General features: G+C 72.7%; 22 protein-coding genes. 16 read left to right on the forward strand and 6 right to left on the reverse strand.

Annotated elements, in window-relative coordinates:
- Positions 1–105: 105 nt before the first annotated feature.
- The 5 genes from ACLQ2N_RS07520 (at position 106) to fabF (ending at position 5,005) form a co-directional block, all read left to right on the forward strand.
- Positions 106–1,305 carry a PucR family transcriptional regulator gene (locus tag ACLQ2N_RS07520; RefSeq protein WP_425810354.1) on the forward strand — a complete coding sequence of 400 codons (1,200 nt, stop codon included), beginning with the start codon at positions 106–108 and terminating at the stop codon, positions 1,303–1,305.
- An 89-nt stretch (positions 1,306–1,394) separates the two neighbouring features.
- Positions 1,395–2,309 carry an ACP S-malonyltransferase gene (locus tag ACLQ2N_RS07525; RefSeq protein WP_425810356.1) on the forward strand — a complete coding sequence of 305 codons (915 nt, stop codon included), beginning with the start codon at positions 1,395–1,397 and terminating at the stop codon, positions 2,307–2,309.
- Between the two features lie 13 nt (positions 2,310–2,322).
- Positions 2,323–3,354 carry a ketoacyl-ACP synthase III gene (locus ACLQ2N_RS07530; protein ID WP_164402573.1) on the forward strand — a complete coding sequence of 344 codons (1,032 nt, stop codon included), beginning with the start codon at positions 2,323–2,325 and terminating at the stop codon, positions 3,352–3,354.
- A gap of 62 nt (positions 3,355–3,416) precedes the next feature.
- Entirely contained in the window at positions 3,417–3,665 is a 249-nt protein-coding gene (locus tag ACLQ2N_RS07535; protein WP_425810358.1) for an acyl carrier protein, read from the forward strand.
- 77 nt (positions 3,666–3,742) lie between these two features.
- A complete protein-coding gene (gene fabF, locus ACLQ2N_RS07540) occupies positions 3,743–5,005 on the forward strand; it encodes a beta-ketoacyl-ACP synthase II (protein WP_425810360.1) in 1,263 nt (420 codons plus the stop codon).
- Between the two features lie 96 nt (positions 5,006–5,101).
- On the opposite strand, the gene ACLQ2N_RS07545 is transcribed toward fabF, so the two are convergent.
- Positions 5,102–5,596, reverse strand: a complete 495-nt coding sequence (locus ACLQ2N_RS07545; RefSeq protein WP_425810362.1) for a DUF3145 domain-containing protein — start codon at positions 5,594–5,596, stop codon at positions 5,102–5,104.
- Positions 5,597–5,874: 278 nt separating this feature from the next.
- Between ACLQ2N_RS07545 and ACLQ2N_RS07550 the strand changes: the two genes are divergently transcribed.
- Positions 5,875–6,789 (forward strand): SGNH/GDSL hydrolase family protein, encoded by a 915-nt coding sequence (locus ACLQ2N_RS07550; protein ID WP_425810364.1) that lies wholly within the window; start codon positions 5,875–5,877, stop codon positions 6,787–6,789.
- A gap of 11 nt (positions 6,790–6,800) precedes the next feature.
- Positions 6,801–7,793, forward strand: a complete 993-nt coding sequence (locus ACLQ2N_RS07555) for an aldose epimerase family protein (RefSeq protein WP_425810366.1) — start codon at positions 6,801–6,803, stop codon at positions 7,791–7,793.
- Positions 7,794–7,824: 31 nt separating this feature from the next.
- Here ACLQ2N_RS07555 and ACLQ2N_RS07560 read toward each other — a convergent pair whose 3' ends face one another.
- The 3 genes from ACLQ2N_RS07560 to ACLQ2N_RS07570 form a co-directional block, all read right to left on the reverse strand.
- On the reverse strand, positions 7,825–8,607 hold the full coding sequence (locus tag ACLQ2N_RS07560) for an EI24 domain-containing protein (RefSeq protein WP_425810368.1): 783 nt from the start codon (positions 8,605–8,607) through the stop codon (positions 7,825–7,827).
- Between the two features lie 54 nt (positions 8,608–8,661).
- The gene (locus tag ACLQ2N_RS07565; protein WP_425810370.1) at positions 8,662–9,090 is read right to left on the reverse strand and encodes an organic hydroperoxide resistance protein; all 429 of its coding nucleotides are present in this window, start codon (positions 9,088–9,090) and stop codon (positions 8,662–8,664) included.
- 89 nt (positions 9,091–9,179) lie between these two features.
- Complete coding sequence (locus ACLQ2N_RS07570) at positions 9,180–10,199, reverse strand: NADP-dependent oxidoreductase (RefSeq protein WP_425810372.1); 1,020 nt, start codon at positions 10,197–10,199, stop codon at positions 9,180–9,182.
- A 119-nt stretch (positions 10,200–10,318) separates the two neighbouring features.
- On the opposite strand from ACLQ2N_RS07570, the gene ACLQ2N_RS07575 reads away from it, so the two are divergent.
- The 4 genes from ACLQ2N_RS07575 to ACLQ2N_RS07590 all read left to right on the forward strand — a co-directional run bounded on the left by ACLQ2N_RS07575 (position 10,319) and on the right by ACLQ2N_RS07590 (position 14,226).
- Positions 10,319–10,744, forward strand: coding sequence for a MarR family winged helix-turn-helix transcriptional regulator (locus ACLQ2N_RS07575; RefSeq protein ID WP_383303975.1), 426 nt, complete (start codon positions 10,319–10,321; stop codon positions 10,742–10,744).
- 25 nt (positions 10,745–10,769) lie between these two features.
- Positions 10,770–11,357 carry a hypothetical protein gene (locus ACLQ2N_RS07580; protein WP_425810374.1) on the forward strand — a complete coding sequence of 196 codons (588 nt, stop codon included), beginning with the start codon at positions 10,770–10,772 and terminating at the stop codon, positions 11,355–11,357.
- Positions 11,358–11,583: 226 nt separating this feature from the next.
- Complete coding sequence (locus ACLQ2N_RS07585; RefSeq protein WP_425810376.1) at positions 11,584–12,621, forward strand: rod shape-determining protein; 1,038 nt, start codon at positions 11,584–11,586, stop codon at positions 12,619–12,621.
- A gap of 21 nt (positions 12,622–12,642) precedes the next feature.
- The gene (locus ACLQ2N_RS07590; protein ID WP_425810378.1) at positions 12,643–14,226 is read left to right on the forward strand and encodes a GAF domain-containing sensor histidine kinase; all 1,584 of its coding nucleotides are present in this window, start codon (positions 12,643–12,645) and stop codon (positions 14,224–14,226) included.
- A 9-nt stretch (positions 14,227–14,235) separates the two neighbouring features.
- On the opposite strand, the gene ACLQ2N_RS07595 is transcribed toward ACLQ2N_RS07590, so the two are convergent.
- The gene (locus tag ACLQ2N_RS07595; RefSeq protein WP_425810380.1) at positions 14,236–14,667 is read right to left on the reverse strand and encodes an Lrp/AsnC family transcriptional regulator; all 432 of its coding nucleotides are present in this window, start codon (positions 14,665–14,667) and stop codon (positions 14,236–14,238) included.
- Positions 14,668–14,773: 106 nt separating this feature from the next.
- Between ACLQ2N_RS07595 and ACLQ2N_RS07600 the strand changes: the two genes are divergently transcribed.
- The 4 genes from ACLQ2N_RS07600 (at position 14,774) to ACLQ2N_RS07615 (ending at position 19,798) form a co-directional block, all read left to right on the forward strand.
- On the forward strand, positions 14,774–15,985 hold the full coding sequence (locus ACLQ2N_RS07600) for an MFS transporter (RefSeq protein ID WP_425810382.1): 1,212 nt from the start codon (positions 14,774–14,776) through the stop codon (positions 15,983–15,985).
- A 151-nt stretch (positions 15,986–16,136) separates the two neighbouring features.
- Complete coding sequence (locus ACLQ2N_RS07605; protein WP_425810384.1) at positions 16,137–17,600, forward strand: acyl-CoA synthetase; 1,464 nt, start codon at positions 16,137–16,139, stop codon at positions 17,598–17,600.
- Positions 17,593–18,948, forward strand: a complete 1,356-nt coding sequence (locus ACLQ2N_RS07610) for a carboxyl transferase domain-containing protein (RefSeq protein WP_425810386.1) — start codon at positions 17,593–17,595, stop codon at positions 18,946–18,948. Before ACLQ2N_RS07605 ends, ACLQ2N_RS07610 begins: the two co-directional genes overlap by 8 nt.
- Before the next feature lie 43 nt (positions 18,949–18,991).
- Positions 18,992–19,798 carry a VOC family protein gene (locus ACLQ2N_RS07615; protein WP_425810388.1) on the forward strand — a complete coding sequence of 269 codons (807 nt, stop codon included), beginning with the start codon at positions 18,992–18,994 and terminating at the stop codon, positions 19,796–19,798.
- Positions 19,799–19,804: 6 nt separating this feature from the next.
- Here the strand turns inward: ACLQ2N_RS07615 and ACLQ2N_RS07620 are convergent, their stop codons facing one another.
- Positions 19,805–21,070, reverse strand: a complete 1,266-nt coding sequence (locus ACLQ2N_RS07620) for an MFS transporter (protein ID WP_425810390.1) — start codon at positions 21,068–21,070, stop codon at positions 19,805–19,807.
- A 160-nt stretch (positions 21,071–21,230) separates the two neighbouring features.
- Here ACLQ2N_RS07620 and ACLQ2N_RS07625 point away from each other — a divergent pair, with 160 nt between their 5' ends.
- The gene (locus ACLQ2N_RS07625) at positions 21,231–22,274 is read left to right on the forward strand and encodes a LacI family DNA-binding transcriptional regulator (RefSeq protein WP_425810392.1); all 1,044 of its coding nucleotides are present in this window, start codon (positions 21,231–21,233) and stop codon (positions 22,272–22,274) included.
- Positions 22,275–22,322: the final 48 nt, after the last annotated feature.

Consider the following 22,322-nt stretch of genomic DNA (forward strand, 5'->3'; position numbering starts at 1 on the left):
GCAGGACAGCGGAGAGCCCTCGGAATCCCTTGCTCCGGGCCCGGACCCGGCCGCCACCGGCCCCGGCCATCCGGGCGCGCGTCCGGATAGGGCAGTCTTGTCTACGTGCCCCGACCCGATCCTGAGCAGCCCGCTGCGAACGACGCCCACCTCCATGCCGCGACCCTGAAGCGGCTTGAGCAGTCCTCCGGCCGGCTGGCCGCGAACGCGATCGCCCGCATGGACGAGACGTTGCCGTGGTACCGGGCGATGCCCCCGGAGAACCGGTCCTGGATCGGCCTGGTCGCCCAAGCCGGTATCGCCGCGTTCACCGAGTGGTTCCGGCATCCGGAGACCCCGCAGGCGATCTCGACCGACGTCTTCGGGACCGCCCCGCGCGAGCTGACCCGGGCGATCACGCTGCGGCAGACCGTCGAGATGGTGCGGACCACGATCGAGGTCATGGAGGCCGCGATCGACGAGGTCGCCGCGCCCGGCGACGAGTCGGTACTGCGGGAGGCACTGCTCGTGTACGCCCGCGAGATCGCGTTCGCGACCGCCCAGGTGTACGCGCAGGCGGCCGAGGCCCGGGGCGCCTGGGACGCCCGCCTCGAATCGCTCGTGGTGAACGCGGTGCTGTCCGGCGAGGCCGACGAGGGCGCCGTCTCCCGGGCCGCCGCCCTCGGCTGGAACTCCCCCGAGCACGTCTGCGTGCTGCTCGGCACCGCCCCGGACGGGGACAGCGAGCTGACCGTGGAGGCGATCCGGCGCGCCGCCCGGCACGCCAAGCTCCAGGTCCTCACCGGGGTGCTCGGCCACCGCCTGGTCGTCATCGCGGGCGGCAGCGACAATCCGCTCCAGGTCGCCAAGGCCCTGATCGGGCCGTACGCGGCGGGCCCCGTGGTGGCCGGACCGGTGGTGGCGGACCTGCTGGCCGCGACCCGGTCCGCGCAGGCCGCGGCCGCCGGACTCAAGGCGTGCGGAGCCTGGCAGGACGCGCCGCGGCCGGTGCTCGCGGACGATCTGCTGCCGGAGCGCGCGATGGCGGGCGACCCTGCCGCGCGCGAGCAGTTGGTGGAGGAGATCTACAGACCGCTGGAAGAAGCGGGCTCCGCGCTCCTGGAGACGCTGAGTGTGTATCTGGAACAGGCGAGCAGCCTGGAGGGCGCGGCCAGGATGCTCTTCGTGCATCCCAACACCGTGCGCTACCGGCTTCGACGTGTGACAGACGTCACCGGCTGGTCACCTTCCGATGTGCGCTCGGCGTTCACTCTGCGAATCGCCCTGATCCTGGGGCGCCTGGCCGACCGGGATACGCAGTCCTAGACTTTTGTCGGACATCAACAATTCCCCCTACGGTTCTTCGTCCCTGTCCCCACGGGCATTCCGGACCGTTCACAAGAGAGAGTGTGAGGGTGCTCGTACTCGTCGCTCCCGGCCAAGGCGCTCAGACGCCCGGCTTCCTGACTCCCTGGCTCGACCTCCCCGGTGCCACCGACCGCATCGCGGCCTGGTCCGACGCCATCGAGCTCGACCTCGTCCGCTACGGCACCGAGGCCGACGCGGAGGAGATCCGCGACACCGCGGTGGCCCAGCCGCTGCTGGTCGCCGCCGGTCTGCTCTCGGCCGCCGCACTCGGCGCCTCGCCGGACGTCGTCGCCGGCCACAGCGTCGGTGAGATCACCGCCGCCTCGTTCGCCGGTGTCATCGGCGAGGAGGCCGCGCTCCGCTTCGTCCGTACGCGTGGGCTCGCCATGGCCGAGGCCGCCGCGGTCACCGAGACCGGGATGGCGGCGCTGCTCGGCGGCGACCCCGAGGTCACCGTTGCGCACCTGGAGAAGCTCGGGCTGACCCCGGCGAACGTCAACGGGGCCGGCCAGATCGTCGCCGCGGGCACCGCCGCGCAGATCGCCGCGCTGACCGAGGACAAGCCGGAGGGTGTGCGCCGCGTGGTGCCCCTGAAGGTGGCCGGCGCCTTCCACACGCACCACATGGCACCCGCGGTCGAGCGGCTGCGCGCGGCGGCCGGGGACCTGGACGTCTCCGACCCCTCGGTCACGTACGTCTCGAACGCCGACGGCAAGACCGTCGCCACCGGCCACGAGGTCATCACCCGGCTCGTCGGCCAGGTCGCCAACCCGGTCCGCTGGGACCGGTGCATGGAGACCTTCAAGGAGATGGGCGTCACCGCGCTCATCGAGGTCTGCCCCGGCGGCACGCTCACCGGCCTGGCCAAGCGGGCGCTGCCCGGCGTCCCGACCCTCGCGCTCAAGACCCCCGACGACCTCGACGCGGCCCGCGCGCTCATCGCTGAGCACGCGGGCGCCTAAGGAGCCCGAGAGCATGTCGAAGATCAAGCCCAGCCAGGGCGCTCCGTACGCGCGGATCATGGGTGTCGGCGGCTACCGCCCGACCCGGGTGGTGCCCAACGAGGTCATCCTGGAGACGATCGACTCGTCCGACGAGTGGATCCGTTCCCGCTCCGGCATCGCGACCCGCCACTGGGCCTCCGAGGAGGAGACCGTGGCCGCGATGTCCGTCGAGGCGTCCGGCAAGGCCATCGCGGATGCCGGGATCGCCCCGGAGCAGATCGGCGCGGTCATCGTCTCGACCGTCTCGCACTTCAAGCAGACCCCGGCCATCGCGACCGAGATCGCCCACAAGGTCGGCGCCGGCAAGCCCGCCGCCTTCGACATCTCGGCCGGCTGCGCGGGCTTCGGCTACGGGCTGACCCTGGCCAAGGGCATGATCGTCGAGGGCTCGGCGGAGTACGTGCTCGTCATCGGTGTGGAGCGGCTGAGCGACCTCACCGACCTGACCGACCGGGCCACGGCCTTCCTGTTCGGCGACGGCGCCGGGGCGGTCATCGTCGGCCCCTCCAAGGTGCCCGCCATAGGCCCGACGGTCTGGGGCTCCGAGGGCGACAAGTCCGAGACGATCAAGCAGACCGTGGCGTGGAACGACTTCCAGCTCGGCGATGTCACGAAGCTGCCCCTCAACGACCGCGGCGAGGTCAAGTTCCCCGCCATCACGCAGGAGGGCCAGGCGGTGTTCCGCTGGGCCGTCTTCGAGATGGCGAAGGTCGCCCAGCAGGCGCTGGACGCGGCCGGGATCTCCCCGGAAGACCTGGACGTCTTCATCCCGCACCAGGCCAACATGCGGATCATCGACTCGATGGTGAAGACGCTCAAGCTGCCGGAGAGCGTCACGGTCGCCCGTGACGTGGAGACCACCGGCAACACCTCCGCCGCCTCGATCCCGCTCGCCATGGAGCGGCTCCTGGCGACCGGTCAGGCCAAGAGCGGCGACACCGCGCTCGTCATCGGCTTCGGGGCGGGTCTCGTCTACGCCGCGACGGTCGTTACTCTCCCCTAGGCACACCGGGCTTTTCGCCCGGACGCCCGAACCCAGCAGAAACACATCGAAGGAGCGCCGAAATGGCCGCCACGCAGGAAGAGATCGTCAAGGGTCTCGCCGAGATCGTCAACGAGATCGCCGGTATCCCCGTCGAGGACGTCCAGGCGGACAAGTCCTTCACGGACGACCTGGACGTCGACTCGCTGTCCATGGTCGAGGTCGTCGTCGCCGCCGAGGAGCGCTTCGACGTGAAGATCCCGGACGAGGACGTCAAGAACCTCAAGACCGTCGGCGACGCCACGGACTACATCCTCAAGCACCAGGACTGATCCAGCCGGTTCGTGTGTCGCCACCCGGCGGTGGCGCCGCTGATTCACGACCCCCTACACGTGGAGAAGATTTTCCAGTGAACTCGACCAATCGCACCGTGGTCGTCACCGGTATCGGCGCAACCACTCCGCTGGGTGGCGATTCCGCATCGACCTGGGAAGGTCTGATGGCCGGGCGTTCCGGCGTCAAGCCTCTTGAGGGCGAACGTTTCGCCGAACTGCCTGTCCGGATCGCAGCCCTGGCGGCCGTCGATCCCGCTGACGTCCTGCCCCGTCCGCTCGCCCGCCGCCTGGACCGCTCGGCGCAGTTCGCGCTGATCGCGGCCCGTGAGGCGTGGGCGGACGCGGGTTTCACCGGCAAGGCCGGTGAGGACGAAACGATCCGGCCCGAGCGGCTGGGTTCGGTGATCGCCTCCGGCATCGGCGGCGTGATCACCCTGCTCGACCAGTACGACGTGCTGAAGGAGAAGGGCGTACGCCGCGTCTCCCCGCACACCGTGCCCATGCTCATGCCCAACGGCCCGGCCGCGAATGTGGGCATCGAGGTGAACGCCCAGGCGGGCGTCCACACCCCGGTCTCCGCCTGCGCCTCGGGCGCCGAGGCGATCGGGTACGCCGTCGAGATGATCCGCACCGGCCGCGCCGACGTGGTCCTCGCCGGCGGCACCGAGGCGGCGATCCACCCGCTGCCGATCGCCGCCTTCGCCAACATGATGGCGATGTCCAAGAGCAACGACGAGCCGGAGAAGGCTTCCCGCCCGTACGACGTGGGCCGCGACGGCTTCGTCCTCGGCGAGGGCGCCGGTGTCGTCGTCCTGGAGTCCGCGGAGCACGCGGCGAAGCGGGGCGCCCGGGTCTACTGCGAGGTGCTGGGCCAGGGCCTCTCGGCCGACGCCCACCACATCGCACAGCCGGAGCCGACGGGCCGCGGTATCGCCGCGGCGATGCAGAACCTGCTGGACCAGACGGACCTCAAGGCGTCGGAGATCGCCCACCTGAACGCCCACGCGACGTCCACCCCGCAGGGTGACCTCGCGGAGGTCAAGGCGCTGCGCGCGGTGCTGGGCGATGACCTGGACCACGTCGCGATCTCCGCGACGAAGTCGATGACGGGTCACCTGCTCGGCGGTGCGGGCGGCATCGAGACCGTGGCGACGGTCCTGGCGCTGCACCACCGGATGGCTCCGCCGACGATCAACGTGGACCACCTGGACGAGGAGATCGAGGCGGACATCGTCCGGGACGCGCCCCGGGCGCTGCCGGAGGGGCCGATCGCGGCGATCAACAACTCGTTCGGCTTCGGCGGCCACAACGTGGTGCTGGCGTTCCGCAGCGTCTGACGCGCGAAGCGCGTCGCCTGTAGGTGAAGCCCGTACCCCTCCCGTGGGGGTGCGGGCTTCGTCGTTCTCGGGGGCTCTGCCCCCGGAGCCCCGGGGTCAGACGACCTGGTGGAGCCAGCGGACCGGCGCGCCCTCGCCCGCATGGCGGAACGACTCCAGTTCGTCGTCCCACGGCTTGCCGAGGAGCTTGGCGATCTCCGCCGCCAGGTCCGTCTCGCCGCTCGCGGAGCGGGCCAGCGCGGCGCGGAGACGGTCCTCGGGGACCAGGATGTCGCCGTGCATGCCGGTGACGGCGTGGAAGATACCCAGCGCGGGCGTCGAGCTGTAGCGCTCGCCCTCCGCCGTGGGCGACGGCTCCGCCGTCACCTCGAAACGCAACAGGTCCCAGCCGCGCAGCGCGGACGCCAGCTTGGACGCCGTGCCGGGCCGCGCCTGCCAGGAGAACTCGGAGCGCCAGGTGCCCGGCGCCGCCGGCTGTCTGATCCAGTCGAGCTGCACCCGCCCGCCGAGGACTCCCGCCACCGCCCATTCGACGTGTGGGCAGAGCGCGCGCGGTGCGGAGTGAACGTACAGGACTCCACGTGTCGTCACCGGGACCTCCAGTGTGGGACGAGGTTCGCCTTCCCCAGCGGCCTGTCATCAGTAAACATCATCGGGAGATATTCTCCGGAAAAGCGACAGTATGTGACGCGGTGTGATGTTCGGATGCCACCCGAGTGGAGCCGGGCGCGGCGAAAGCCACTGGTTCGACGGGGAAAAGCTACCGCGCCCCGGTGTCGGAGGTGTGACGTACCGTCGGTCCCGGGGCCCTTCTTCGCTCAGTCTTCACCCGGCGGAGCGGCGGGGCACGAACAGGAGGAGACCAGGCAATGCCGGATCGGTCCGTACGGCACCGCTCACGCACCGCACTGGCGGGGCTGGCCGCTCTGGCCTGCCTCGGCTCGGCGGCGCTGGCCGGCTGCGGCTCGGGGCCCGACGGGACGACGAAGGGCCCGGCGGCCGAGCGCCGTCCGTCCCCGGCGGCGGGCCCGGTCTGGGACCCGCGTCCGAAGTCGATCGCGGCGGTCGGGGACTCCATCACGCGCGGCTTCGACGCGTGTTCGGTGCTGGCCGACTGCCCGGAGGTCTCCTGGTCGACCGGCACGGACAGCTCGGTGCGCAGCCTGGCGGTACGGCTCCTGGGCGCGTCCGGCGCGGCGGACCACAGCTGGAACCACGCGGTGACGGGCGCCCGGATGGCGCAACTGCCGGAGCAGATGGCGCTGGCGGCGGACGATGACCCGGACCTGGTGACCGTGATGATCGGCGCCAACGACGCCTGCCGGGACTCGGTGCGGTCGATGACCCCGGTGGCGGACTTCCGGAGGTCGTTCGAGACGTCGTTGCGCGAGCTGCGTGCCGGGGCGCCGAAGGCTCAGGTGTACGTGTCGAGCGTGCCGGACCTGAAGCGGCTGTGGTCGCAGGGGCGCGCCAATCCGCTGGGCAAGCAGATCTGGAAGCTGGGCATCTGCAAGTCGATGCTGTCCGGCGCGGACGACATGGGCGCGGCGGCGGTGGCCCGGCGCACCGCGGTGCAGGAGCGGGTCGTGGCGTACAACGAGGCGCTGCGCGAGGTGTGCGCGAAGGACCGCCGCTGCCGGTACGACGGCGGGGCGGTGTTCGACTACCGGTTCACCGGCAAGCAGCTCAGCCAGTGGGACTGGTTCCACCCCGGACGCAACGGACAGGCCCGGCTCGCCGAGATCGCCTACCGGAATGTCACGGCGGTGCGACCGCCCGCGTAGAGTCGCTGATCATGGAGACGGGTTCGGGCACGGTGATCGGTACGGAGCATTTCGGCACTCTCGCGGACGGCACCGCAGTGCACCGCTGGACGCTGGAGCGGGACGGCACGCGGGTGCGGGTCCTGACGTACGGCGGCATCGTGCAGTCGGCGGAGGTGCCGGACCGGGACGGCGTACGGGCCGGGATCGCCCTCGGGCTGCCCGACCTGGCCTCGTACCAGGAGTACACGGCGCCGTACTTCGGCGCACTCGTCGGCCGGTACGCGAACCGGATCGGCGGGGCGTCCTTCGAACTGGACGGCCGCAGCCACCACCTCACGCGCAACGAGGGCCGCAACCAGCTGCACGGCGGGGCGCGCGGCTTCGACAAGCGGGTGTGGGACGCGCGCGCGATCTCGGACGGGGTGGAGCTGTCCCTCGTCTCGGCGGACGGCGAGGAGGGCTTCCCGGGGCGCGTCGAGCTGACGGCGGCGTACACGCTGGACGAGGGCGGGGCGCTGCGCATCGCGTACCGGGCGGTGACGGACGCGCCGACCGTGCTGAACCTGACGAACCACACCTACTGGAACCTGGCGGGCGCCGACAGCGGCAGCGCGCTCGGGCAGCGACTGCGGATCGCGGCCGGGGCGGTCACCCCGGTGGACGCGGAGTCGCTGCCGACCGGCGAGTTCCTGCCGGTGGAGGGCACGCGCTTCGACTTCCGCGAACCCCGGCCGGTGGGCAAGGGGTACGACCACAACTTCGTGCTCGACGGCACGGACCCGGCGGCGGAGCTGTACGACGAGGGGTCCGGGCGCGTGCTGACGGTGACGACGACGGAGCCCGGGCTCCAGCTGTACACGGCGGACCACATGGACGGGCGGCCCTTCGGCCCGTGCGCGGGGATCGCCCTGGAGACCCAGCACTTCCCGGACTCCCCCAACCGGCCGGAGTTCCCGAGCACGGTACTGCGGCCGGGCGAGGAGTTCGCGTCCACGACGGTGTACGGGTTCTCGGTGCGCTGAGCGGTTCTCGGTGCGCTGACCGGGCAGCCGCTCAGTCCTCGGCGGCCGTCTCGCCCTTGACCGCGTCGTCCGGCCCTTCGTCGCCGACCAGGCCCCGCGCCAGCAGGGTCGCCCCCGCGACGGCCCCGGGCATGAGGAACACCGCGACGAACGGCAGCATGAACGCCAGCCCCAGCGGTACGCCGAAGCCGAGGGTGCGCAGGCGGTTGCCGCGCAGCAGGGCGAGGCGGTCCTTCAGCACCATGCCCCGGCGCTGGAGCGCGACGGCGGTCAGCTCCTCGGCCAGGAAGTACCCGGTGACGCAGAAGCCGAGGACGGGGACGACGGTCTGCCCGGCGACGGGCACGAATCCGAGGGCGAAGAGCACGATCGCGTACAGCCCGACCCGCACCAGGATGCGCACGCTGTCGCGGGCGGAGATCCACAGCTCCCGCCAGAGCGGCAGTCCGCTTTCGGGGACCGTGCCGCCCTCGGTGCGGTCGACCTCTTCGGACAGGGACTCGTAGAAGGGCTGCCCGACCAGCAGGGTCACAGCGGTGAAGGTGATCACGGCCAGGAACAGGCCGAGGACGAAGACCAGCACGATCAGGGTGTTGCGCAGCAGGCCGAGCCAGGGCGAGGACCAGTCGTCGGCGAACGGCGTCGCCCACGCCACCAGGTCGTCGGCGCCGTAGCCGAGGCCGAAGAGGGCGCCCGCGTACAGCACGAGGGTGATCAGACCGGGCAGCAGTCCTATGCCGAGCCACTTGCCGTGGCCGAAGACCCAGCGCTGGCCCTTGATCAGAAAACCGAGCCCCGCCCCGAGATCACGCATGGCGTCAGCCTAGCGGCGTCCGGGACGGGGCTCGGTTCAGTGGGGCGGGGGCGGTCAGGCGACCGCGAGCTCCACCTTGATGTTGCCGCGCGTGGCGTTCGAGTACGGGCAGACCTGGTGGGCCTTCTCGATGAGCGCCTGCGCGGTCGCCTTGTCGACGTTCGGGATGGTCGCGGTGATGGCGACCTCCAGGCCGAAGCCCCCGGCCTCGGTCTTCCCGATGGAGACGGCCGCGGTCACCGTGGAGCCGGAGATGTCGGCCTTCTCCTGGCGGGCGACGACGCCCAGCGCACCCTGGAAGCAGGCGCTGTAACCGGCGGCGAAGAGCTGCTCCGGGTTGGTGCCGGCGCCGCTGCCGCCCATCTCCTTCGGCGGGTTGACGACGACGTCGAGCTTGCCGTCGTCCGAGGCGACGCGGCCGTCACGGCCGTTCTCGGCGGTGGCGACGGCGGTGTACGCGACGGTTATGTCCTGAATGGTCATGCTGAGGATTCCTCCTGCTGATGCGCCGCGACTCGCGCCCACGATCGCGGCGGCCTGGGGTGAGCCTAACGGGTACGGGAAAGGGTGGTTCAGCCGAGGGAGACGATCATCTTCCCGGTGTTCTCGCCGCGCAGCAGACCGAGGAAGGCGTCGACGCCGTTCTCGATGCCCTCGACGACCGTCTCGCGGTACTTCAGCTCGCCCGAGGCCAGCCAGCCGGCCACCTCCTGGACGAACTGCTGCTGGAGGTCCTGGTGGTCGCCGACGAGCATGCCCTGGAGACGCAGCCGCTTGCCGATGACCAGCGCGAGGTTGCGCGGCGCGGGGGTGGGCTCGGTGGCGTTGTACTGGGCGATCATGCCGCAGATGGTGGCGCGGCCGTGCACGTTGAACGAGGAGATCGCGGCTTCCAGGTGCTCGCCGCCGACGTTGTCGAAGTAGACGTCGATGCCGTCGGGGGCGGCCTCGCGCAGCTGCTCGGCGACGGGGCCGTTCTTGTAGTTGAACGCGGCGTCGAAGCCGTACTCCTCGGTGAGGAGCTTGACCTTCTCGTCGGAGCCCGCGGAGCCGATGACCCGGGACGCGCCCTTGATCTTCGCCATCTGACCGACCTGGCTGCCGACCGCGCCGGCGGCGCCGGAGACGAAGACCGCGTCGCCCTCCTTGAAGGACGCCACGTCGAACAGGCCGGCATAGGCCGTGAGCCCGGTCATGCCGAGCACGCCGAGGTAGGCGGAGAGGGGGGCGATCGAGCCGTCGACCTTCACCGCGTGCTGGGCGGGGACGCTCGCGTACTCGCGCCAGCCGAGGCCGTGCAGGACGTGGTCGCCCACCTGGAAGCCCTCGGCGTTCGACGCGACGACCTCGCCGACGGCGCCGCCGTCCATGGGGTGGTCGAGCTTGAACGGCGGGGTGTACGACTTCACGTCGTTCATCCGGCCGCGCATGTACGGGTCGACGGAGAAGTGCAGGTTGCGCACGAGGACCCGGCCCTCGGCGGGGGCGGTGACCGGGGCCTCACGCAGCGCGAAGTCCTCGGCCTTCGGCCAGCCGTGCGGGCGGGCGGTGAGGTGCCATTCGCGGCCGGAAGCGGGAAGAGCTGCAGACATGGGCTCGGGGTCTCCTCGTGTGGGGTGTCGGTTCCAACGGAAGCAAAAAGCTTCACTACCTGAAACAACCATGCTCCTGGATATTTCATGTTGTCAAGCAACTGCGTATCCTGTGTGTCATGGCCACCTCGCGCACAGACCCCCTGACCCTCGAAGTCATCGAGCTCATCGGCAGCGTCGTCGCGCGTTACTACGAGGAGTACGACCAGGCCGCCGCCGAGCACAGCCTCACGGGCGCGCAGGCCCGTGTCCTGGGGCTGCTGTCCGTCGAGCCGCTTCCCATGCGCAGGATCGCCCAGAAGCTGAAGTGCGAGCCGTCCAACGTGACCGGGATCGTGGACCGGCTGGAGGCGCGCGGCCTGGTGGAGCGGCGCCCGGACCCGGCCGACCGGCGGGTGAAGCTGGCCGCGCCGACCGAGCGGGGCGCGGCGACGGCCGCGCAGCTGCGGGACGCGCTGGACTTCGCGCGGGAGCCGCTGGCGGGGCTGTCCGCGGCGGACCGGACGGTGCTGCGGGATCTGCTGCGGCGGATGCTGGGCGCCTGAGCGGACAGCGGGCACGATGGGGTCCATGAGCGCCGCCGCCCCTTCCGGGCCCCGCTTCGGACCCCGCTTCGGGCCCCGTGAGTTCCAGCTCGTGCTGTTGCGCCGGATGGCGGACCACCAGCCGGGTCTGGTGGAGGACGCCCGGCACGAGCTGGGCGCGTCGCTCGCGGAGATGCGGGAGGCGAACCGGCGGTGGCAGGCGATGGTCCGGGCGCCGCGCGGGCGGGGCGCGCTGCGGCGCTACCGGTCGGTGCTCGGCGAGCCGGAGTCGACGGGCCGCCGGGTCCTCGGTGACCTGGAGTTCGACGTGCTGCTGTGGCCGGTTCCGCTCTGGCCGGAGCTGCGGTTCGAGGTGATGGTGGCGCCGGGCGGCGCGGTGTGGAACGAGTGGCTGGTACGGGCGCGGGGCGCGGCCGCGCCGGTGCTGCGGACGGTGGACGACCTCGTGCCGTGGTCGTGCACGGTGGACGAGGTCGCCCGGGCCTTCGCCCCGGCCCGGCCGATGGAGGGGAGCGCGCCGACGCGGTGGGCGTTGGGGATCGGGACCGGGGCGAGTGCGTGTGTCGCGGAGTTCACGTGGGGGTTGCTGCAGCGGGTGGTGCCGGGGGGCTGAGGGGGCCTCAGCCGTCGGCGGGCTGGGACCTGCCGTCCGGGCGTTGCGCCTTGCCGGCCCGGGCGGTCCGGTTCGGCCGGGTGAGCGCGCGCGGCGCGCTCGACACGCCGTCAGGTTGTCCCTCATCCGGCTCAGTCCAGCGGGCGTGGGGGCCCCGAACGGCGCAGGCTTTCAGGAGAGCCGGCTGTCCGTCGGTCGCCCTCAACGCTCTCGGGAGGAACCCGCCGTGACCGTCAGCCTTGAGCAGTTGCGCCGTTGCCATGTCGCCGTCGACCTGGGGGCCTCCCGTACCCGGGTGTACGTCAAGGGGCCCGGCCTCGTCGTGGACGAGCCGAGTGTGGCCGCCGTCAACACCCGTACGGGCTCACTCATCGCCGTGGGCGCGCTCGCCGAGCAGATGACGGGCCGCACCCCGGACTACATCCGGGTGGCCCGGCCCGTGTCCGGCGGGACCGTCGTGGACATCGAGATGGCCCAGCGCATGCTGCGCCACCTGCTCGGCGAGAAGCTCCGGCGCCAGCTGCGCCGCAAGCCCTGGCTGCGCGCCGCCGCGTGCACCCCGCACGACAGCGACCCGCTCGCGCGGCGGGCCTCCGTGGAGACCCTGGTCGGCCTCGGCGCCCGGCGGGTGGAGCTGGTCGACACCCTGATCGCGGCGGCCGTCGGCTGCGGGCTGCCCGTCGAGCAGCCGACCGCGACCATGATCATGGTGTGCGGGGCCGCGACGACGCAGATCGCGGTGCTCTCGCTCGGCTCGATCGTGACGGCGGTGCGCCTCCCGGTGGGCGGCGACGCGATCGACCACGCGGTGATCCAGCACCTGCGCCAGCACCACGAACTGATGCTGCCGAGCCAGTCCGTGCGCCCCCTCCAGCTCGCCCTGAGCGGCAACGGGCTGACCGCGCAGGGCCCCTCGGTCACCGAGATCCACGGCCGGGACGTCGCCACCGGTCTCGCCCGGTCCGTCCAGGTCGACACCGCCGCGATCCGGCAGGCGATCCACCGCCCGCTCACCGCCGTCCTGGACGGTGTGGGCAAGGTGCTGCGGGACTGCCCGCCCGACCTGGTCGCCGACCTCGCGGACTGCGGGATCACGATGGTCGGCGGGAGCGCCCTGCTGCCCGGCCTCGACCAGATGCTGCGCGACGCGACCGGTGTGCCGGTGCACATCGCGGAGCGGCCCGACACCTGCGCGATCCTCGGTCTCGGCGCCATGATGGAGGGCGAGATCAGCCCCCTGGTGCTCGACCCGCTGGCGAGCTGACCAGGGCGGCGGGAGCGGCGGATGACAAACTGGCCGCCCGGGTCGCTCCCGGACCGCGGCCTGCCCAGGTCGCCGCTGCTGCCGCGGCTGCTGGAGGCCGTGCTGAGCGTCGGCTCGGCCCTCGAACTCCGGGCCACGCTCCAGCAGATCATCGACACCGCGACCGCCCTGACCGATGCCCGGTACGGGGCGCTGGGCGTACTGGACCCCGTACGCGGCACGATCCGCGAGCTGTACGTGTGCGGGATGAGCGAGGACGAGCAGGCGGCGATCGGTGACTTCCCGGACGGGCACACCGGCATGCTCGGCGCGCTCGTGGACGCACCGGGTCCGCTGCGCTGCGACGATCTGACGGCCGATCCGCGCGCCACCGGCATTCCACCCGGGCACCCCCCGATGCGCTCGTTCCTCGGCGCCCCGATCCGGGTGCACCACGAGGTCTTCGGCAACATCTACCTCGCCGAGAAGCACACCGGGCACTTCACCGGGACGGACGCGGGGCTGCTGAAGGTCCTCTCCGCGCAGGCGGGCATCGCGATCGGCAACGCCCGGCTGTACGAGAGCGCCCGCCAGCGGGAACGCTGGATCGAGGGCGCGGCGGCCGTCACCCACACTTTGCTCACCGGCGAGAACATGGCCGACGCGCTGACGACGGTGGCGGAGCGGGCGCGGCTGCTCAGTGACGCCTCGGCCGCAGTGATCCTCCAGCCCACCGAAGCGGGCGGGATGGAGATCGTGGTCGCCTCGACGCACGAGGACCCGGCCGGTCTGGTGGGCACGGCGATCGCCCCCGGCTCCCCCGTCCTCGAACAGCTGCTCGGCGGCGAGGCGGTGTTCATCGAGGACTCGGCCACCGATCCCCGGATGACGACGCCGGTACGGTCGCGGTTCGGGCCGAGCTTGATGCTGCCGTTGCAGAGCGGGGGCCGGCTCATCGGGACGCTCGCCCTGCCCCGGCGGCGCGGAGCCCGCCCGTACACCGGTCTGGACCGGCTGCTGGCCGCCCAGTTCGCCTCGCAGGCCGCGCTGGCCCTGGTGCTGGCGGACTCGCAGCAGGACCGGGAGCGGCTGGCGGTGTACGAGGACCGCGACCGGATCGCGCGGGACCTGCACGATCTGGTCGTCCAGCGGCTGTTCGCCACCGAGATGATGCTGGAGTCGACGCGCCGGAGGGCCGGGGCCGGGGAGACGGGCGAGCTGCTCGGCACGGCCGTCGATGAGCTGGACTCCACGATCCAGGAGGTGCGGACGGCCATCTTCGCGCTCCAGCAGCCGCCTGCCGAGGCCCCCGCCACCTTCCGGGGGCAGGTGCTGCGGGAGACCGGGGGCGCGGCGGCGGTGCTCGGCTTCCAGCCGTCGGTGCGGTTCGCCGGGGCGGTGGACGCGCTGGTGGCGGAGCCGGTCGGCAAGCGGCTGCTCGCGGCGCTGCGCGGCGCGCTGGCGGCGGCGCACCGGCGGGCCGGGGTCTCGGCGATCGAGGTGGAGGTGGACGCGACGGCGACCCTGCCGGACGGGCGGGGCGCGGTCCGCCTCACGGTGGCGGACGACGGGCGCGAGCCGGACGGCTCACCGGCCCGGACGATGACCTGGGAGGCACCGCTGTGAGGGCGCCGGTCACGGACCGGGCGCGGCCCGCAGCGCGACCCGGGTGTGGGAGTGCGCGACGCCCGCCTCCCGCTTGAGGCGGCGCAGAAGGGTGTCGAGGGCGGCGGTGTCGGCGGCTGCGGCGCGTACGAGATAGTCGTGACCGCCCGTCACGTGCACCACTTCGGTGATGCCGGGCAGCGTCAGCACCGCCCGTTCGAACGTCTCGTTGGTGGTGTCCATCCGCAGGGTCACGTCGATGAAGACGACGAGCCCGGTGCGGGTGTCGGCGGCCGGGTCCACGATCACCGTGAAGCCGCGGATGACACCGTCCTTGCGCAGCCGCCGGACCCGGTCGGCCGCCGCGTTGGCGCTGAGTCCGACCCGTACGCCCAGGTCGCGGTACGAGATCCGGGCGTCCTCCTGGAGCACACCGAGGATTTCCCTGTCCAGACGATCCATGGTCCCTATTGTCTCAGCTTCGACACATATGCGAAGAACGGGGACGCGTCCCCCGTATGGAGCAGGCCGACGGGCCCACGGTCCGTGGCCGTCCTTGACTGGCCGTGTGGACACAGCCGCGAAGCAGTCACCCGCACCCGTGAACGCCCCGGGCTCCGCCGCCTACCGGAATCTGATCATGGCCACGATCGGCTTCACGCTCACCTTCTGGGCGTGGAACCTGATCGCGCCGATGTCGGGGGACTACAAGGACCGCCTCGGCCTGAGCTCGTTCCAGCAGTCGCTGCTGGTGGCGGTGCCGGTGCTGGTCGGCTCGCTGGGCCGGATCCCGGTGGGCGCGCTGACCGACAAGTTCGGGGCACGGCTGATGTTCCCGCTGACCTCGGCGCTGACCATCCTGCCGGTGCTGCTGCTGATCCCGGCGAAGAACTCGTACGGGGCGATGCTCGCCGTGGGGTTCCTGCTGGGCATCGGCGGCACGACGTTCGCGATCGGCATCCCGCTGGTCAACTCCTGGTTCCCGCCCGCCAAACGCGGTCTCGCGCTCGGCGTCTTCGGCATGGGCATGGGCGGCGTCGCGCTGTCCGGCTACTTCACGCCGCGCATCGCCAAGCACGGCGACAACCTGCCGTTCCTCGTGGTCGCCGGCGCCCTCGTGGTGTACGCGGCGCTCTCCGGGCTGCTCATCAACGACCACCCGGGCCGCACGGTGCCGACGGATTCGCTGGCCCACCGGCTGGGCTCGGCGGGCCGGCTGCGGGTCACCTGGGAGCTGTCCGCGCTGTACGCGATCGGCTTCGGCGGCATCGTCGCGTTCGGCGTGTACCTGCCGACGTACCTCAAGACGTGGTACGAGCTGACGCCGACCGACGCGGGCACCAAGGCGGCCGGGTTCGCCCTGGTCACGGTCATCTTCCGGCCGATCGGCGGCTGGCTCTCGGACCGGATCCACCCGGCGCTCGTCACCTCGGTGGCGCTGGGTGTGGCCGCCCTGATGGCGATCGTCCAGGCGTTCGACCCAAAGCTGGACCCGACGGGCACGGTCGCACTGCTGGTCATGGCGGCGGGCCTGGGCACGGCGAGCGGCAGCGTGTTCGCGCTCGTCTCGCAGGTCACCCCGCAGGCGAAGGTGGGCAGCGTGACCGGCATCGTCGGAGCGATGGGCGGGCTCGGCGGGTTCGTGCCGCCGCTGGTGATGGGCGCGATCTACAGCGGCAAGGGCTCGTACTCGATCGGCTTCATGCTCCTGTCCGACCTGGCGCTGGCGGGCTGTGTGTACGCGTACGGCCGCATGCGGAACGTGCGGCGGGACGAGTGAGGGGCGCGGCGCTCGCGGGCCGTGAGGCGTGGGGCCGGCGAACCCGGCCGGCCCCGTACCCCGGGGCACCGCACGCGGGTGCGTGAGGCGTGGGCCTCATTCGAGCCGGTTCCCAGGGCCGGGGGCACCGTATCGATCTAGGGTGCGCAGGATGATGCCACTTCTGCCCGCACTCCAGGACCCGTCCGGTCCGGCAGCCGCCCGCGAGGCCGTCCGGTTCGACGACGTCACCCTCACCTACTCCGGGCTGGCCCGCCTCACGGACGCCCTGGCCGCCCGGCTCACCGGCGCGGGCCGGGTCGCCGTCTGGGCCGCACCGACCGCGCGCACCGTCGTCGCGGTCGTCGCCGCCCTCCGGGCCGGGGTGCCGGCCGTCCCGCTGAACCCGAAGACGGGGGAACGGGAGCTGGCCCATATCGTCGCGGACAGCGCGCCCTCGCTGGTGCTCGCCTCGCCCGACGACGTCCTCCCGCCCGCCCTGGCCGGCCTGACGCGCCTGGACGTCACCACCACGCCCCCGGGACCCGCGCCCGCCGCCGCCCTTCCCGAACCGGACCCGGAGTCCCCCGCGCTCGTCGTGTACACCTCCGGGACGACCGGCCCGCCGAAGGGCGCCGTCCTGCCCCGCCGGGCGCTCGCCGCGTCGCTGGACGCGCTGGAGGACGCCTGGGGGTGGACCGCCGACGACGTCCTGGTGCACGCACTCCCCCTCTTCCACGTGCACGGGCTGATCCTCGGCGTCCTGGGCCCCCTGCGCCGGGGCGGCTCGGTGCGCCACCTGGGCCGGTTCTCGCCGCAGGGCGTGGCCAGGGAACTGGGCGCGGGCGGCACGATGCTGTTCGCCGTACCGACGATGTACCACCGGCTCGCGGAGTCACTGGCCGACCCGGACGCGTCGGCCGGGCTCGCGAAGGCCCTGGCGGGCGCCCGGCTGCTGGTCTCCGGGTCGGCCGCGCTGCCGGTCCACGACCACGAGCGCATCGCGGCGGCGACCGGCCGCCGGGTCATCGAGCGGTACGGCATGACGGAGACCCTGATGAACACGGGTGTGCGGGCCGACGGCGCCCCGCGTCCCGGGACGGTCGGCCCGCCCCTGCGCGGGGTGGAGCTGCGCCTGGTCGAGGAGGACGGCACCCCGCTCACCGGCGCGGACGCGATCGGCGAGATCCAGGTGCGCGGCCCCAACCTGTTCACCGGCTATCTGAACCGGCCCGACGCGACGGCCGCCGCGCTCACCGCCGACGGCTGGTTCCGGACGGGCGACATGGCCACGCTCGACCCGGACGGTTATGTGCGCATCGTCGGCCGCAAGGCCACGGACCTGATCAAGAGCGGCGGCCACAGGATCGGCGCCGGCGAGATCGAGAACGCGCTGCTCGACCACCCCGGTGTGCGGGAGGCGGCGGTCACCGGCGAACCCGACGCGGACCTGGGCGAGCGGATCGTGGCCTGGGTGGTGCCCGCCGACCCGGCCGCCCCGCCCACCGCCGAGGAGCTGGCGGACCATGTCACGGCCCAGCTCGCCCCGCACAAGCGGCCGCGCGCCGTCCGCTACCTGGACGCGCTGCCCCGTAACGACCTGGGCAAGATCATGAAGCGGGCGCTCCATGACTGAGCGGCTGACGGCGCGCGGGGCGATCGCCGCGCTCGCCGACGGCTTCACCGAGTCCGCCGCCCCCGCCGGGGACACCGCCGGCGACGGCCCGCTCGGCTGGACCGGCTACGCCGAGTCGCGGGCCCGGGCCACCGCGCGGACCGGCGAGCAGGAGTCCGTCGTCCACGGCACCGCCACGGTCGGCGGCCACCCCTGCGTGCTGATCTCGTTCGAGTTCGGCTTCCTGGGCGGGTCGCTCGGGCAGCGCACCGGGGACCGGCTCGAAGCGGCGTACGAGGAGGCCGTCACCCGGCGGCTGCCGCTCGTCTCGCTCATCGCCACGGGCGGCAGCCGCATGCAGGAGGGCATGATCGCGCTGACCCAGCTCCAGCGGGTGGCCCGCGCCTCGGCCCGGCTGCGGGCGGCGGGCCCGGCACAGCTGGCGGTCCTGCGCGACCCGACGACGGGGGGCGGCTGGGCCACGCTGGGCGCGGGCGCGGATGTGATCCTGGCGGTGCCCGGGGCGCAGATCGGGTTCGCCGGGTCCCGGGTGCGTCCCGCCGGCGCCGACCCCGCCGCGTACACCGCCGAGGGCCAGCTCGCGGCCGGTTCGGTCGACGCGGTCGTGGCGCCCGGGGAGCTGCCGGCCGTGGTGGGCCGCTGGCTCGGCCTGCTCGCCCACCGGGACACCCCGCCCTCCCCCGCCCCGGTCCCGGCGGCGCTCGCGGCGACGGACCCGCCGGAGACGGGCTGGGACGCGGTGCTCCGCGCGCGGGCGGCGGACCGGCCGCGCGCCGGGGCCTATCTGGACGCCTACTTCGACGCGCGCCTTCCGCTGAGCGGCGACCGCTGCGGGGGCACGGACCCGGGGCTGCTCTGCGGATTCGGGCTGCGCGAGGGGCGTGCGGTGGCGTACGTGGCGCAGTGCGGCACGGCGACGCGCCCGGCCGGTTACCGGACGGCGGCCCGCGTGATCCGGCTCGCCGACCGCTTGGGCGTCCCGGTCCTCACGCTGGTCGACACGCCTGGCGCGGCCAACGACGCGGAGGCGGAGCGGGCGGGTGCGGGGGCGGCCATCGCGGACGCGTTCGCGGCGGTGGCCGCGGCCCGGGTCCCGGTCACGACGCTGGTGATCGGTGAGGGCGGCTCGGGCGGGGCGCTCGCGCTGGCCGCTCCGGACAACACCCACGTCACGCCGGACAGCTACTTCTCGGTCATCGCGCCCGAGTCGGCCGCCGCGATCCTGAAGCGCGCCCCGGACCGGGTCCGGGCCACGGCCGGACAGCTGCGGCTGCGCCCGCAGGACCTGGTGGAGCTGGGCGTGGCCCGGTCGGTGGCCGGCCCGCGAGCCGACGGGCAGGGGACGTGAAGGCTGGCTAGCGTGGACAAGGGGTACTCACTCGTACGAGGAGATGACCACGATGCCCGCAGAAGCGACCAAAGGCACACCGTGCTGGGCCGACGCGACGTTCACCGATCTGGAGGGCGCCAAACGCTTCTACGGTGAGCTGCTGGGCTGGACGTTCGGCGACTCGCTGCCGGAGTACGGCAATTACACCCAGGCCCAGGTGGACGGCAAGGCGGTCGCCGCGCTAATGCCGCCGGGCCCGGGCGGGATGCCGACCGGCTGGTGCCTGTACCTGGCCTCGCCGGACGCGGCGGCCACCGCGTCGGAGATCCGCGCCAACGGCGGCACCGTCCTGGTGGAGCCCATGCGGGTCGGCGAGTTCGGCACGATGGTGCTGGCCACCGACCCGGGCGGGGTGACCTTCGGCGTCTGGCAGCCCGGCAGCCATCGGGGCTTCGAGGCCGACAGGGTCCCCGGCGCCTTCGCCTGGGCCGAGGTCTTCACCCGTGCCCCGGAGAAGGCGGACGCCTTCTTCCCTGCGGTCTTCGGGTACGGCGTGCAGCGCATGGTGGACGACGGGGCCGACTTCACGCTCTACGACCTGGGCGCCGACCCGGTCCTGGGCCGCATGAAGATGACGGACGACTTCCCGGCGGAGGTGCCGCCGTACGTGAACGTGTACTTCGGGGTGGACGACTGCGACGCGGCGGTGGAGAAGGCGAAGTCGCTGGGTGCGACGCTCAGGTTCGGCCCGATGACCATCCCGTTCGGCAGGTTCGCCGCGCTCACGGACCCGCAGGGCGCACCGTTCTCGCTGTTCGACAGCGGTACGACGGGCGGCGAGATGCCGAAGCTGGAGAGGGAGGCGTAGGCCCTCCTACGCCTCGGGGCTGCGCGCGTCGTACCGGGCGAACCCGGGCCATCGCAGCGCGAGCAGCCCCACGGCGACGGCGCACGCGATCCCGCCGCCGGTCACGGCGAGACCGGGGGAGGTCAGGTCGGCGGCGGACCCGGCGAGGAAGTCCCCCAGCCGGGGTCCGCCGGCCACCACCACGATGAAGACGCCCTGGAGCCGTCCGCGCAGCTCGTCCGGCACGGCCGCCTGGAGCATGGTGTTGCGGAAGACCATGGACGTGGTGTCGGCGGCCCCGGCGAGCGCGAGGAACAGGATCCCCAGCCAGAGCTGCCGGGTCAGCCCGAAGACGGCGACGGTGGCGCCCCAGCACGCGACGGCGACCAGGACCGCGAGACCGTGCCGCCGGACGCTCCCGAGCCAACCGGAGAACACCCCGCCGAGGAGAGCCCCGAGCGCCGGTGCGGCGACGAGCAGTCCGGTGGTCTTCGCGTCGCCCCCGTACCAGAGGACGGCGACGACGGGGAAGAGCGCGCGGGGCTGGGCGAGGACCATGGCGCACAGGTCGCTGAGGAAGGTCATCCGCAGGTTGGGCCGGGTCCCGAGGAACCGCAGGCCGTCCAGGACGGAGGCCCGCTTCCGGTCCGCCGCGCCGTCCCGCTCGGGCAGCATGGAGGGCAGCCGCCACATCGCGTAGAGGGAGGCCGTGAAGGTGACGGCGTCGACCCCGTAGGCGGCCCGGTACCCCCACCAGCCGACGATGAGGCCGCCGAGCATGGGCCCGACGAGCGTGCCGGTGGTGCTGGTCATCGAGTTCAGCGCGTTGGCGGCGGGCAGCTGCTCGGCCGGCAGCAGCCGGGCGATCATCGAGCTGCGGGCGGGCGAGTTGAGCGCGAAGCAGACGGCCTGGAGCGCGACGACCCCGTACAGCACCCCCACCTGCTCGACCCCGGCCACGGTGACCCCGACGAGCGCCACCGACAGCAGGAACGAGCCGAACGCGCTGACCAGCCCCAGCTTCCGCCGGTCCACGGTGTCCGCCACGGCACCGCCGTACAGCCCGAACACCACGAGCGGCACCAGCGAGCACGCCCCGATGAGCCCCACGGAGAACGCCGACCCGGTCAGGTCGTACACCTGCAACGAGACCGCGAGCGCGGTCATCCCCTGCCCGATCCAGGACACGGTGTTCCCGAACCAGAGCCGCCGGTAGCCGGGGGAGGTCCGCAGCGGGGTCAGGTCGGCGAATATTCGGGTGCGGGATACATCGGATTCGGTCGTTTCGGTCACGGAGCATGGTAGCGACCGGCCCGGAAGAGAGGGCTCGTCCCCTACGCCCGCCACCAGCGACGGAACGTGATGAAAGCGCTTCCGCTGGTACTCTGTCGGGGTGACGAGCAACCGCCCTGACCGGCATTCCACCGCGGCCGACGGCGTGAGACAGCGAGCCGTGACCCTCAGCGACGTGGCGCGGGACGCCGGGGTCTCCCCGGCCACCGCGTCCCGGGTGCTCAGTGGACGATACTCGGTACCCGACGCGACCCGGGCCCGGGTGGAGAGGTCCGTACGGAAGCTGGGGTACGTGGCGAACATGCACGCCCGCGTCCTGGCCGGCGCGCTGTCCCGGATCGTCGCCGTACTGACCTCCGACGTCACCTCCGCCTTCTACGGACGGATCGTGGAGGGGATCGAGCAGGAGGCGGTCGCGGCGGGCCGCATGTGCATCCTCGTCACCACGCAGAACGACCCCGGCCGGGAGAGCGCCATGCTGTCCCTGCTGCGCGAGCAGAACGCCGAGGTGGTCGTCCTGGTCGGCGGCGTGGACGCGGAGAACGAGGCGTACCGGAACCGGATGGCCGAACTGGCCAGGACGCTGGACGCGGCCGGTTCCCGGCTCGTCCTCATCGGCCGCCCCTCACCCTCCCCGGACGCCCCGGTCACCGTCGTCGAGTACGACGCCGTGGGCGGAGCGCTGGCGATCACCAGCCATCTGCTGTCCATGGGGCACCAACGGGTACTGTTCCTCGGCGGCACGCCGGGCAGCACCACGACCAGTGCCCGCGTCGAGGGATACCGCAAGGCGCTCGCCGGCTTCGGGATCGAGGCGGATCCCGAACTCGTCGTCCACGGCCGTTCCACGCGGAACTTCGGGTACGAGACCATCACCCGGCTTCTCGACGCCGGACGGCCCGACTTCACCGCGGTCTTCGCCTGTGACGACCTGGTGGCGGCCGGGGCGATGACGGCGCTGCGCGAGCGGGGGCTGGACGTGCCGGGCGACTTCTCGGTCGCCGGGTACGACGATCTCCCCCAGTCCGTCGATCTGGTACCGCCGCTCACGACCGTGAACGTCCCGCTGGCCCAGCTCGGCCGGGCCGCGGTGCAGCTGGCCCTGCGCCGCACCGAGGACGCGGCCGCCGGACAGCACGTGATGCTCGGCACGCACGTGGTGGTCCGGCACTCGGTGCGTCCGCGCTTCGCGCCCCGCGGCTGACGCGTCGGTGCCCGGGCCGGTCCGGCCTCGGGCGCCACGGTGAACAGC

This window comes from Streptomyces sp. DT224 (assembly GCF_049844595.1).
In the GTDB taxonomy this organism is placed as follows: Bacteria; Actinomycetota; Actinomycetes; order Streptomycetales; family Streptomycetaceae; genus Streptomyces.

Bases quoted from the DNA above. Each gene is read 5' to 3' on its own strand.
- ACLQ2N_RS07580 (WP_425810374.1), top strand. From the start codon at position 10,770: ATGAGCGCCGCCGCCCCTTCCGGGCCCCGCTTCGGACCCCGCTTCGGG.
- ACLQ2N_RS07615 (WP_425810388.1), top strand. From the start codon at position 18,992: ATGACCACGATGCCCGCAGAAGCGACCAAAGGCACACCGTGCTGGGCC.
- ACLQ2N_RS07560 (WP_425810368.1), bottom strand. From the start codon at position 8,607: ATGCGTGATCTCGGGGCGGGGCTCGGTTTTCTGATCAAGGGCCAGCGC.
- ACLQ2N_RS07555 (WP_425810366.1), top strand. From the start codon at position 6,801: ATGGAGACGGGTTCGGGCACGGTGATCGGTACGGAGCATTTCGGCACT.
- ACLQ2N_RS07535 (WP_425810358.1), top strand. From the start codon at position 3,417: ATGGCCGCCACGCAGGAAGAGATCGTCAAGGGTCTCGCCGAGATCGTC.
- ACLQ2N_RS07550 (WP_425810364.1), top strand. From the start codon at position 5,875: ATGCCGGATCGGTCCGTACGGCACCGCTCACGCACCGCACTGGCGGGG.
- ACLQ2N_RS07610 (WP_425810386.1), top strand. From the start codon at position 17,593: ATGACTGAGCGGCTGACGGCGCGCGGGGCGATCGCCGCGCTCGCCGAC.
- ACLQ2N_RS07570 (WP_425810372.1), bottom strand. From the start codon at position 10,199: ATGTCTGCAGCTCTTCCCGCTTCCGGCCGCGAATGGCACCTCACCGCC.
- ACLQ2N_RS07605 (WP_425810384.1), top strand. From the start codon at position 16,137: ATGATGCCACTTCTGCCCGCACTCCAGGACCCGTCCGGTCCGGCAGCC.
- ACLQ2N_RS07590 (WP_425810378.1), top strand. From the start codon at position 12,643: ATGACAAACTGGCCGCCCGGGTCGCTCCCGGACCGCGGCCTGCCCAGG.
- ACLQ2N_RS07565 (WP_425810370.1), bottom strand. From the start codon at position 9,090: ATGACCATTCAGGACATAACCGTCGCGTACACCGCCGTCGCCACCGCC.
- ACLQ2N_RS07595 (WP_425810380.1), bottom strand. From the start codon at position 14,667: ATGGATCGTCTGGACAGGGAAATCCTCGGTGTGCTCCAGGAGGACGCC.
- ACLQ2N_RS07575 (WP_383303975.1), top strand. From the start codon at position 10,319: ATGGCCACCTCGCGCACAGACCCCCTGACCCTCGAAGTCATCGAGCTC.
- ACLQ2N_RS07530 (WP_164402573.1), top strand. From the start codon at position 2,323: ATGTCGAAGATCAAGCCCAGCCAGGGCGCTCCGTACGCGCGGATCATG.